Here is an 11,451-nt window from a genome sequence, read left to right as displayed (position 1 = left end):
TAGGCTGGTGGTTCTCACAAGGCAAACCCCTCCTATGAAACTCGCCATCCTCGACCGCGACGGCACCCTCAACCCGATGGGGGACGAATACATCACCTCGGCCGACGAATGGACGGCGGTGCCCGGCGCGCTCGAAGCCATTGCCCGCCTCAACCATGCGGGCTGGCATGTGGTGGTGGCTACCAACCAGCCGGGCCTGGGCCGGGGCCTGTTTGACGTGATGGCGCTCAACGCCATCCACGCCAAGCTGCATCGGCAGGTGGCGGCGGTGGGTGGGCGCATCGACGCGGTGTTCTATTGCCCCCACGCGGCCGACGAGGACTGCAGCTGCCGCAAGCCCGCACCGGGCCTGCTGGAGCAGATCTGCGACCGCTACGGCGTGGAGCGCAACGAGGTCCGCGTGGTGGGCAGCTGCGAGGCCCACCTGCAGGCGGGTGCCGCCCTGGGGGCCCAGTTGCACCTGGTGTGCACCGGCCAGTCGGCCGCGTTGCGGCCGGGCGGGGCATTGCCTGTGGGGTTGCCGGCGGGCACGCAATTGCACGCCAGCCTCGCAGATTTTGTGGATCAGCTGCTGCCGGTGGTGCCCGGCGCTACAGGTTCTGTGGGCGCTTTGGGCGCAGCGCCCTTGCCGCTGTCGTGACAGGGCATCACAGGCGTGGCAACATCCTCATGCTATTTAATTAATAGCTGTTGGCGCATATTCCACTAGCGCTTGCGGCCTAAAAGACTTCCCAATGGCTCTTATCCGTTCCGTCATTCACCTTCTCTGGATGGGCATCACCGTGGTGCCTTACGCCCTGGCCATCATGCTGGGCACCTTGCTGGGGGTGCGCGGCCTGCCGCTGTACCGCATCGCGCGGGCCTGGTTGTCGCTGTGCATCAGCGGTGCGCGGGCCATCCTGGGCATCCGGGTGGAGATCTCCGGCATGGAGCATCTGCCGCAGGGCGACAACGCAGGTGCGGTGCTGCTGGTCAAGCACCAGTCCACGTTCGAGACATTTCTGATGCCCACGATCATGCCGCACCCCCTGGCCTACGTGTTCAAGAAGGAGCTGCTTTACGTGCCCTTCTTCGGCTGGGCCATCGGGCGCTTGGACATGATCCACATCGACCGCAGCCAGCGCACCCAGGCCTTCAACAAGGTGGTGCAGCAGGGCAAGGACCTGCTGGCCAAGGGCATCTGGATCATCATGTTCCCCGAAGGCACGCGCATCGCGCGCGGGCAAAAGGGCCAGTACAAGACCGGCGGCACGCGCCTGGCCATCGACACGGGTGCGCCCGTGATTCCGATTGCCGTGACCTCGGCCAAGGTGTGGCCGCGCAAGGCCTTCATCAAGCGCCCGGGCGTGGTGGACGTGTCGATCGGCAAGCCCATCTCCAGCGTGGGGCGCCAGCCCGACGAACTGATGCGCGAGGTGGAGGCCTGGATCGAGGCCGAGATGCGCCGCCTGGACCCCGATGCTTACCCGGCCCCAGCGGCCAACACAGCGTCCAACACGACGGCCTCCAGCGGGAAGTGAACCGACCGTGATGCAGCGGCTTGTGCAACTGGCGCTGGACCTGTTCGACCCGCCGGGCGCGCCTGCAGCAGCCCCCAGCCCCGTGGCTGCGGGTTTGAAGCCAAATCAGCCGCAAGCGTTAGTCGATCAAGCGCCAGTAGCTCCTAAAAAGATAGTGCAGCGCCCAGCAGCACCCGCGGTGCCGCTGCCCTCTCTGCTGTCCCCCGCCGAATTCCGCCACCCCCAGGCCAACCGCGAGGTCTTGCTGGGCGACGCCGTGGTGGCCTATGCGCTGCAGCGTGCGCGCCGCCGCAGCATCGGCTTCTCGGTGGGGCCCGACGGCCTGTCGGTGCGGGCACCCAGCTGGGTCACGCTGGGCGCGGTGGATTCTGCACTGCGCGAAAAATCCGACTGGATCCTGCGCAAGCTGGGCGAGGCACGCGAGCGTCAGCAGCGCATGGAAGGCGGCCGCATCGTCTGGGCCCATGGCGCCGTGCTGCCCTACCTGGGCGAGCCTTTGACGGTGGTGCTGGACCCCAGCCACGGGTTTGCGGGCAAGGGCGGGGCGCTGGTCGCTGCGACGGAACAGCCCAGCCTGCATATCGGCCTGCCCCACAGCGCCAGCCCCGCGCAGATCCGCGACGCTGTGCAGGCGTGGCTGATGCGCGATGCGCGCCGCCACTTCACCGAGCGGCTGGACCACTTTGCGCCGCTCCTGGGCGTGCGCTGGGCCAGCCTGCGCCTGTCGAGCGCCAACACCCGCTGGGGCAGCGCCAAGGCCGACGGCTCCATCCGCCTGAACTGGCGCCTGCTGCATTACCGCCCGGCCATCATCGACTACGTGGTGGCGCACGAACTGGCCCACCTGCGCGTGATGGACCACAGCCCCCGCTTCTGGGATACCGTGGCCACCGTGGTGCCCGACTACGCCCAGCTGCGCAGCCATCTCCGCGACGAACCTGCCCCTTTATGGTGAATCCCCCCTGAGTCGCCTTCGGCGCCTTCCCCCAAGGGGGACGACGCCCTCGCTGCGGGGCGGCCCTTGCTTGGCGTCCCTCGCGCCGGTCGCGCCCAGTTCGAACGTTTTGCCTAATGCCCAGAAAGGATCTAAACCATGACAAATACGCTCTCCTCCGTTTCTCCCGCCGACGGCTATGCCGGTGACGTGACGCCTCAGCAGGCCTGGCAATGGGTGCAGGCCGGGCAGGCCGTGCTGGTGGACGTTCGCAGCGATGCCGAACGCGAGTGGGTCGGCTGCGTGCCCGGCGCCGCCGCCGTGGCCTGGAAACAATGGCCGGGCATGGCGATGAACGCCGACTTTGATACCCAGATGCGCGCCGCCGTGCCCGAGGGCGCGCGGGCCGTGCTGCTGTGCCGCAGCGGCGTGCGCTCCATCGCCGCCGCGCGCCGCGCCACCGAGCTGGGCATCACTGCGTACAACATCCTCGAAGGGTTTGAAGGCGATGCGGATGCGCAAGGCCAGCGCGGCAAGAAGGGCGGCTGGCGCTTTCATGGCCTGCCGTGGAAGCAGGGCTGAATAGCTATCAAAAAAAGAGCTGCCAGCGCCTGATTTACAAGCGCTGGCAGCTCTTTGGTCTTGAGGCCGAGAAGGCTTACTTGGCCAGGGGCGGGATACGCAGCTTCTGGCCGGGATAGATCTTGTCGGGGTGGCTCAGCATGGGCTTGTTGGCTTCGAAGATCACGGGGTACTTGTTGGCGTCGCCGTAGAACTTCTTGGCAATGGCGCTGAGCGTGTCGCCGCGCACCACGTCGTGGTACTGGGCTTCGGGCTCGGGGTTGGTCACCTCCATCAGGTTCTCGACGCTGGTCACGCTGGCCACGTTGCCGCAGCACAGGGTGATCTTCTCTTTGGCGGCCTGGGTGGGGGCGGTGCCCTTCACCGTGACCTTGCCTTCGGGGCCCTGAAAGGCCACCTGCACATTGCTGGCGCCCAGGTTTTGCGCGGCGATGTAGGTCTCGATGGCCTTGCTCGCCTTGGCGTTGAGTTCATCCTGCGTGGGAGCGGCGGCGGTGGCAGCTTGCGCGTCCTTACCACCAAACAGCTTTTCACCGGCTTCCTTGATGAAACTGAAAAGACCCATGTCGTACCTCCTGAGGTTGCAGAAAAAGGAGAGGCCACTGTAGCGGCAATGGAGGGCGCGCCGGTGTCAGACGAAAGGTGTGAAACGATTTTTCACATTCCCGCGCGGGCCGCTGTGGGGCTGTCTCGGCGGGATCAGCCCCGATGCCAAAACTCGGGATAATCCGCCGCATGACTTTTCTGGCCATCGACGTCGGTAACACCCGTCTCAAATGGGCGTTGTACGACGCTCCCCGCCCCGGGGCTGCGCTGATCGCGCATGGCGCCGAATTCCTCGACCACATCGACCGCCTGGCCGAAGGCAGCTGGGCCTCTTTGCCGCACCCGGAGCGCATGCTGGGCTGCGTGGTAGCAGGAGATGCCGTCAAACGCCGCGTGCAAGAGCAAATGGAGCTGTGGGACGTGGCCCCCTCGTGGGTGGTGTCATCGGCGCAGGAGGCGGGGCTGACCAATGGCTACGACCATCCCTCGCGCCTGGGCTCCGACCGCTGGGTGGCCATGATCGGCGCGCGCCACCATGTGCTGGCACGCGGCCCCGCACGGCCGCTGGTGGTGGTGATGGTGGGCACGGCCGTGACGGTGGAATGCATCGACACCGAAGGCCGCTTCATGGGCGGCCTGATCTTGCCCGGCCACGGCATCATGCTCCGAGCACTCGAATCGGGCACGGCCGGGCTGCATGTGCCCACCGGTGAAGTGCGCCCGTTCCCCACCAATACCAGCGATGCCCTGACCAGCGGTGGCACCTACGCCATCGCAGGGGCCGTGGAGCGCATGTACCAGCACCTGCTGCAACACTGCGGCCAGGAGCCCGCCTGCATCATGACCGGCGGCGCGGGCTGGAAGATGGCGCCCAGCATGACGCGGCCGTTCGAACTGGTGGACAACCTGATTTTTGATGGGCTGCTGGAGATTGCTGCGCGGCGGTTTGGGGGCTGAGGGCTGCGGCTGCAGACGGCGGTGCGAGAGTTTTGCAGTGGGCACTCGTCCGCCAGAAACCGGAAATCGCTTCAGCCAACCTTTCACTGCGCGGTCTTTGGTGGGACTTCTTTCGTTACAGATGGTTGAAACTGTCGCTGCTCAAAACACCAGCGACCGCTGCGCAAGGGCCGCTTAGCCGCAAAGGCGGCGCTTCTCTTACGGGCGCTGGCGGTGTCCCCCTTCCCGAATCACGCAGTGATTCGAGAGAAGGGGGAAGGCGCGAAGCGCCTCAGGGGGATGTACCGAACTTATTCTTCTTCGAGTTCGCTCCGCGCCATTTCCACATCCAGCCGCTCCATGGCATCCAGGGGCTCGGCGGTGGCGGCTTTTTCGTACAGCGCGGTGGCTTCCTTCATCTTTTTGTCGCCTTCCAGCATGACCAGTGCGTTGGCGTATTCGATCATCGCAATGGCCGAGCCGGGGTTGAGCTTGAGCGCTTCCTGAAACAGCTTGAGGCCCGTGTCCTTCTTGGCGCCGTAGGTCATGCCACCAATCAGCGAGCCCACCTTGTCGATCACCTCGGCATGAAAGGCGCCCAGAGCGATGCGTGCATCGGCATGTTTGGGTGACAGGGCAATGGCCTTTTCCAGCGACTCCTTCACCTTGCCGCCCAGCCCCTGCGCCAGCGCCTTGGCCACGCTGATGCCCTGGCTGTAGCGGCCCAGAGCATACGCATGCCAGTACCAGGCGTTGGCATTGTTCGGTTCTGCGGCGGCCTGGGCCTCGGCCCTTTCGGCCACTTGCATGAACAGGTCCAGGCGCGTCTTTTCCTTGGGCTCCAGGTAGTTGGCGTAGATGGAAGTGGCTTTGTTGGCCGCAGTGATGCCTGCGCCACCGGCGGCCAGGCCTGCTGCTGCCGCCTTCTCGAAGTCTCCGTTATGGAACAGCGCCCACGCTTCCAGCACGGCTGCGTCCTTGGGGCAGGGTTCTGCATCACCGCCATGCAGTCGTGCCCAGTGCTTCTTGACGCTCGCAGCGTCGAACTGGTAGTCGCCGGCGTGGGGGAAGGGGGTCCATTTGGCCATGGTGTGTGTCTCCGGAAGTTCTTGTGGTGGGGTGTCTGTGGTGGGCTGTCTCTGCATCAGCCAGGCACTGCGGCGTAGGCGCCGACCAGCTCCAGCAGGTGGGCGCGCTGGCCGCTTTCGAGGTACGGCATGAGCAGGTTCAGCACATGGTGGGCGCCGCGCAGCAGCGCGGCTTGGGCGCTTTCGGGCTCCAGCGCACGGCGCGGGTCGCGCACATATTCAAAGCTGAGCCAGTAGGTGAGCACCACGACCATGCTGGTGGCCGTAGCCTCCAGCTCGCGCGAATCGATGTGCAATGCGTCGGCGCGACCCATGCCGTCCAGCATGGCGCGCACGGCGCGGGTCTTGTTCTTGAGGATGGCCTGGAAGTGCGTCTCCAGGCGCCGGTTCTTGGACAGCAGGTCGTTGAGATCGCGGTACAGAAAGCGGTACTGCCAGATCAGCTCGAACAGCGAGTGCATGAAGAACCAGGCGTCCTCCACATTGCGCACACCGTCTGCTGCGGCCAGCAGCTCGGTGAGCGAGGCTTCGTAGCGATCAAACAGCGCGTTGATCAGCTCGTCCTTGGCGGGATAGTGGTAGTACAGGTTGCCGGGGCTGATGCGCAGCTCGGCCGAGATCAGGGTGGTGGAGACATTGGGTTCGCCGAACCGGTTGAACAGGTCCAGCGTCACTTCCAGAATGCGTTCTGCGGTGCGGCGTGGCGCTTTCTTCACCATGTGTGCGTGCCCTTCGCGTCGTTGTACTTCGTTGTTTCGGTGTCTCTGATGGCTACTCTAACCCACGCAGTCATGCTGCAGTGCGACATGAGCAAAGGGCGCGCGTGCAGCATCCAGGCTGCTTGTAGCGCACTTCAAGGGTTTCACCAATAAAAGAAAAGCGGCCCAGGCGCTGTGGCGCGTGGACCGCTTGGTGCGGGCTGGGTGCTTGCCAGCGGCAAGCCTGTGATCAGCTGGCCGACGGCGTGCTGGTGCCAGTGTCGGCAGCGGCACGTGGTGCGGTCTTCTTGGCCGCAGCCTTCTTCGCGGGGGCCTTGGCAGCGGGCTTGGCTGCAGCCTTGGCAGGAGCGGCCTTCTTTGCGGCCGCTTTCTTGACAGGAGCCTTGGCAGCGGGCTTGGCCGCAGCCTTGGCGGGAGCCGCCTTGCTGCCCTTGGCCAGTGCGTCCACACGGGCGCTCAGGGCTTCCAGGTCGCGGGCTGAGGGCACGCCCAGCTTGGCCAGAGCCTTGGCCACGCGGTCTTCAAAGATGTTTTCGAGCTTGTCCCACTGGCCCTGGGCCTTGGAGCCGATGTCGCTGGCCATGGTGGTCACGCGGCTGGTGGCTTCGGTGATCTTTTCTTCGGCCACGGCCTGGGTCTTGCGCTGGATGGTCAGGCCTTCCTTGACCAGGGCTTCAAACACCTTGCCGCCTTCTTCCTGTGCCTTGGAGAAGGCCCCCAAGCCAGCCAGCCAGATCTGCTGGGCGGAGTCCTTGACGGTGCTGGACAGTTGGGCGTTGCTCTTCTTCTTGTCAGCGCTGAGTTTCTGCAGTTTCTTGACCATGAGGCCTCCGTGGTGCGGTTGGTTGGGGTTGCCGGGGCGATTTTGCCTTCGACGCATGGCCGCACTGTACGCCGCACGGTGCGCAAGGTGTAGGCGCGCGCTCCTAAAAATGTAGAGCGTGCCATCTAGCGGGGGAGGGCGCTGGCCGCCTAGCATCGGCGCGGGTTTCTGCTGAATCGGGGTGCGCAGGCCTTGGGCAAGAATGAAGTTATCTCAGAGGAGTTATCCATGCAGTATTTCGTGACGGGGGCAACGGGGTTCATTGGCAAGCGGCTGGTCAAGAAGCTGCTGGAGCGCAAGGGGGCGGTGGTCCACTTCCTGATCCGCAAGGAGAGTGCCGACAAGGTGGCCGACCTGCGCAGCTTCTGGGGCGTGGGCCCTGCACGCGCCGTTCCCGTGTTTGGTGACCTCACGGCCAAGAAGCTGGGCGTGGCGGCCGACGATGTCAAGAAGCTCAAGGGCCAGATCGACCACTTCTACCACCTGGCTGCGGTGTACGACCTGGCTGCCGATGAGGAAACCCAGGTGGCCGTGAACATCGAGGGCACGCGCAACACGGTGGACCTGGCCAAGGCCATCGATGCCGGGCACTTCCACCATGTCTCCTCCATCGCAGCCGCCGGCCTGTACGAAGGCGTGTTCCGCGAAGACATGTTTGACGAGGCCGAGGGCCTGGACCACCCGTACTTCCAGACCAAGCACGAAAGCGAAAAGATCGTGCGCCACGATTGCAAGGTGCCCTGGACGGTGTACCGCCCGGCCATGGTGGTGGGCGATAGCCAGACCGGCGAGATGGACAAGATCGACGGCCCCTACTACTTTTTCAAGCTCATCCAGCGTTTGCGCCAGCTGCTGCCGCCCTGGATGCCCACCGTGGGCCTGGAGGGCGGGCGCGTGAACATCGTGCCCGTGGACTTTGTGGTGAACGCGCTCAACGTGATCAGCCACCAGAAAGACATCGGCAAGAAGTGCTTCCACCTGGTGGACCCGGTGGGCTACCGCGTGGGCGATGTGCTGGACATTTTCAGCCGGGCAGCCCATGCGCCGCGCATGAACCTGTTCGTCAACGCTGCGTTGCTGGGCTTCATCCCCAAGAGCGTAAAGAAGAGCCTGATGGCGCTGGCGCCCGTGCGCCGGGTGCGCAACGCGGTCATGAAGGACCTGGGCCTGCCCGAGGACATGCTCACCTTCGTGAACTACCCCACACGCTTTGACTGCCGCGAGACACTGGCGGCGCTCAAGGGCTCAGGCGTTTCGTGCCCCAACCTCAAGGACTACGCCTGGCGCCTGTGGGACTACTGGGAGCGCCACCTGGACCCCGAGCTGTTCATCGACCGCACGCTCAAAGGCACGGTGGCGGGCAAGGTGGTGCTGATCACGGGCGGGTCGTCCGGCATCGGCCTGGCAGCAGCGCACAAGTTTGCCGAGGCGGGCGCCACCACCATCATTTGCGGCCGAGACCAGGAAAAGCTGGACGAGGCCTGTGCTGAAGCCAAGGCCAAGGGCTACCAGTTCATCGCCTATTCGGCCGACATTGCCGACATGGCCGATTGCGACCGCTTCGTGCAGCTGCTCATCGACAACCATGGCGGCGTGGACTTTTTGATCAACAACGCGGGCCGCTCCATCCGCCGCGCCATCGAGTCGAGCTACGACCGTTTCCACGACTACGAGCGCACCATGCAGCTGAACTACTTCGGCTGCCTGCGGGTAACCATGGGCCTGCTGCCCGGCATGGTGGAAAAGCGCAAGGGCCACGTGGTCAACATCAGCTCCATCGGGGTGCTGACCAATGCGCCGCGCTTCTCGGCCTACGTGGCCAGCAAGGCGGCGCTGGATGCCTGGACGCGCTGCGCGTCGAGCGAGTTTGCCGACCAGGGCATCACCTTCACCACCATCAACATGCCGCTGGTGCGCACGCCCATGATTGCGCCCACCAAGATCTACAACAACGTGCCCACCTTGGCGCCGGAAGAGGCGGCCGACATGATTGCCCAGGCCTGCATCTTCAAGCCGGTGCGCATCGCCACGCGCCTGGGCATCACCGGCCAGTTGCTGCACGCGCTGGTGCCACGGGTGGCCCAGATCACCATGAACACCAGCTTCCGCATGTTTCCGGATTCCACCGCGGCCAAGGGCAGCAAGGACGCCAAACCGCAGCTGTCGGCCGAGGCCGTGGCCTTGCAGCAGATGATGCGCGGCATCCACTTCTGACGTTTCCCTGGTTCGTGCAGAAAGACCCGCTTTGAACTCTGTTACCCGGTAGCCTGGTCGAGTGGGATAATCGTGGGTTCTGCCGAGCTGGCATTTCACACAGCCCACCCTATGATTCTGGTTACCGGCGGCGCAGGCTTCATCGGCGCCAACTTCGTTCTTGACTGGCTTGCCGCCTCCGGCGAGCCTGTGGTCAACCTCGACAAGCTCACCTACGCGGGCAACCTGCACAACCTGGATGGCATCCAGAGCGACCCCCGGCACATCTTCGTGCAGGGCGACATCGGCGACACCGCTCTGGTGGCACGCCTGCTGGCCGAGCACAAACCGCGCGCCGTGGTCAACTTCGCAGCCGAATCCCATGTGGACCGCTCCATCCATGGGCCCGAGGACTTCATCCAGACCAACATCGTCGGCTCGTTCCGTCTGCTCGAAGCAGTGCGCGCCCACTGGAGCGCACTGCCTGAGGGCGAGCGTGCGGCCTTCCGCTTCCTGCACGTGTCCACCGATGAGGTGTACGGCTCGCTTTCGCCTACCGATCCGGCCTTCACTGAAACCCGCGGCTTCGAGCCCAACAGCCCCTACAGCGCCAGCAAGGCGGCCAGCGACCACCTGGTGCGCGCCTGGCACCACACCTACGGCCTGCCGGTCCTCACCACCAACTGCAGCAACAACTACGGGCCCTACCACTTCCCCGAGAAGCTGATCCCGCTGATGATCGTGAACGCCCTGGCCGGCAAGAACCTGCCGGTGTACGGCGACGGCATGCAGGTGCGCGACTGGCTGTATGTGAAGGACCACTGCAGCGCCATCCGCCGCGTGCTCGAAGCCGGTACCCCCGGCGAGACCTACAACGTGGGCGGCTGGAACGAGAAGCCCAATATCGAGATCGTGAACATGGTGTGTGGCCTGCTCGACGAGCTGCGCCCCCGCGCTGACGGCCAGAGCTACCGCACTCAGATCACCTACGTGAAGGACCGTCCCGGCCACGACCGCCGCTACGCGATCGATGCACGCAAGATCGAGCGCGAGCTGGGCTGGAAGCCCGCCGAAACCTTCGACACCGGCATCCGCAAGACCGTGCAGTGGTATCTTGAGCATGCCGACTGGGTGGCCAACGTGCAGACCGGCGCCTACCGCGACTGGGTAGAAACCCAGTACGAGCAGCAGCCCGCCCCCGCTGCGGACGCCAGCGCATGAACATCCTGCTCTTTGGCAAAGGCGGTCAGGTCGGCTGGGAGTTACAGCGCAGCCTGTCGGTGCTGGGCACCGTCACGGCCCTGGACTTCGACAGTACCGAGCACTGCGGCGATTTCTCCAACCCCGCCGGTGTGGCCGAGACGGTACGTGCATTGCGTCCTGACGTCATCGTCAATGCCGCCGCCCACACCGCCGTGGACAAGGCTGAGAGCGAGGCCGATTTCGCCCGCACGCTGAATGCCGCCACGCCCGGCGCCATTGCGCAGGAGGCTGCGAAGCTCGGCGCATTGCTGGTCCACTACAGCACCGACTATGTCTTCAACGGCAGCGGTAGCCGCCCTTGGCTCGAAACCGACACGCCGGCCCCCTTGAGCGTGTACGGCCGCACCAAGCTCGAAGGAGAGCGGCTCATCGCAGAGGCTTGCGCAAAGCATCTGATCCTGCGCACCAGCTGGGTCTATGCGGCGCGTGGCGGCAACTTCGCCAAGACCATGCTGCGCCTGGCGCAGGAGCGCGATCGCCTGACCGTGATCGACGACCAGTGGGGGGCGCCCACGGGGGCCGACCTGCTGGCCGACGTGACGGCGCATGCACTGCGCCACCTGCAGCAGCGTCCGCAGGACGCAGGCCTGTACCACTGCGCAGCAGCTGGTGCAACGAACTGGAATGAGTACGCAAAATTCGTGATTGCGCAGGCACAGATTACGCAGCCTGCTATCAAAATAAAAGCAAGTGAGATTGCACCCGTTCCGACGAGCGCGTTCCCCACTCCCGCTGTGCGTCCGCACAATTCGCGCCTTGATACCGGCAAGCTGCAGGCCACCTTCGGCTTGAAGATGCCGCACTGGCAAGCGGGCGTGGCGCGCATGCTGGCTGAAATTCTCTGATC

At 64.9% G+C, this 11,451-nt stretch carries 12 protein-coding genes; 8 read left to right on the top strand and 4 right to left on the bottom strand.

The window, feature by feature from the left end; all coding sequences use genetic code 11:
- Positions 1-34: 34 nt before the first annotated feature.
- The 4 genes from gmhB (at position 35) to ACT531_RS00925 (ending at position 3,036) form a co-directional block, all read left to right on the top strand.
- Positions 35-640: a D-glycero-beta-D-manno-heptose 1,7-bisphosphate 7-phosphatase gene (gmhB, locus tag ACT531_RS00940; protein ID WP_476016171.1), complete on the top strand. Its 606-nt coding sequence runs from the start codon at positions 35-37 to the stop codon at positions 638-640.
- 94 nt (positions 641-734) lie between these two features.
- On the top strand, positions 735-1,520 hold the full coding sequence (locus tag ACT531_RS00935) for a lysophospholipid acyltransferase family protein (protein ID WP_476016170.1): 786 nt from the start codon (positions 735-737) through the stop codon (positions 1,518-1,520).
- A gap of 10 nt (positions 1,521-1,530) precedes the next feature.
- Entirely contained in the window at positions 1,531-2,475 is a 945-nt protein-coding gene (locus tag ACT531_RS00930; RefSeq protein WP_476016169.1) for a M48 family metallopeptidase, read from the top strand.
- Between the two features lie 138 nt (positions 2,476-2,613).
- Positions 2,614-3,036 (top strand): rhodanese-like domain-containing protein, encoded by a 423-nt coding sequence (locus ACT531_RS00925; RefSeq protein ID WP_476016168.1) that lies wholly within the window; start codon positions 2,614-2,616, stop codon positions 3,034-3,036.
- A 76-nt stretch (positions 3,037-3,112) separates the two neighbouring features.
- On the opposite strand, the gene lysM is transcribed toward ACT531_RS00925, so the two are convergent.
- A complete protein-coding gene (gene lysM / locus ACT531_RS00920) occupies positions 3,113-3,601 on the bottom strand; it encodes a peptidoglycan-binding protein LysM (RefSeq protein WP_015012417.1) in 489 nt (162 codons plus the stop codon).
- A gap of 170 nt (positions 3,602-3,771) precedes the next feature.
- On the opposite strand from lysM, the gene ACT531_RS00915 reads away from it, so the two are divergent.
- Positions 3,772-4,539, top strand: coding sequence for a type III pantothenate kinase (locus ACT531_RS00915; protein ID WP_209816274.1), 768 nt, complete (start codon positions 3,772-3,774; stop codon positions 4,537-4,539).
- A gap of 290 nt (positions 4,540-4,829) precedes the next feature.
- On the opposite strand, the gene ACT531_RS00910 is transcribed toward ACT531_RS00915, so the two are convergent.
- From ACT531_RS00910 to ACT531_RS00900, 3 genes are all read right to left on the bottom strand, one after another.
- Positions 4,830-5,606 (bottom strand): hypothetical protein, encoded by a 777-nt coding sequence (locus ACT531_RS00910; protein WP_476016167.1) that lies wholly within the window; start codon positions 5,604-5,606, stop codon positions 4,830-4,832.
- A gap of 56 nt (positions 5,607-5,662) precedes the next feature.
- Positions 5,663-6,325 carry a TetR/AcrR family transcriptional regulator gene (locus ACT531_RS00905; RefSeq protein WP_015012420.1) on the bottom strand — a complete coding sequence of 221 codons (663 nt, stop codon included), beginning with the start codon at positions 6,323-6,325 and terminating at the stop codon, positions 5,663-5,665.
- Between the two features lie 229 nt (positions 6,326-6,554).
- Complete coding sequence (locus tag ACT531_RS00900) at positions 6,555-7,148, bottom strand: phasin family protein (protein ID WP_295941493.1); 594 nt, start codon at positions 7,146-7,148, stop codon at positions 6,555-6,557.
- Positions 7,149-7,376: 228 nt separating this feature from the next.
- Here ACT531_RS00900 and ACT531_RS00895 point away from each other — a divergent pair, with 228 nt between their 5' ends.
- From ACT531_RS00895 to rfbD, 3 genes are all read left to right on the top strand, one after another.
- Entirely contained in the window at positions 7,377-9,362 is a 1,986-nt protein-coding gene (locus ACT531_RS00895; RefSeq protein WP_476016166.1) for an SDR family oxidoreductase, read from the top strand.
- Between the two features lie 111 nt (positions 9,363-9,473).
- Positions 9,474-10,562: a dTDP-glucose 4,6-dehydratase gene (rfbB, locus tag ACT531_RS00890; protein WP_476016165.1), complete on the top strand. Its 1,089-nt coding sequence runs from the start codon at positions 9,474-9,476 to the stop codon at positions 10,560-10,562.
- On the top strand, positions 10,559-11,449 hold the full coding sequence (gene rfbD, locus ACT531_RS00885) for a dTDP-4-dehydrorhamnose reductase (protein WP_476016164.1): 891 nt from the start codon (positions 10,559-10,561) through the stop codon (positions 11,447-11,449). Before rfbB ends, rfbD begins: the two co-directional genes overlap by 4 nt.
- The last annotated feature ends 2 nt before the right edge of the window (positions 11,450-11,451 follow it).

The organism is Acidovorax sp. DMC1 (assembly GCF_056314325.1).
This window is presented reverse-complemented; position numbering and strand designations above follow the sequence as displayed.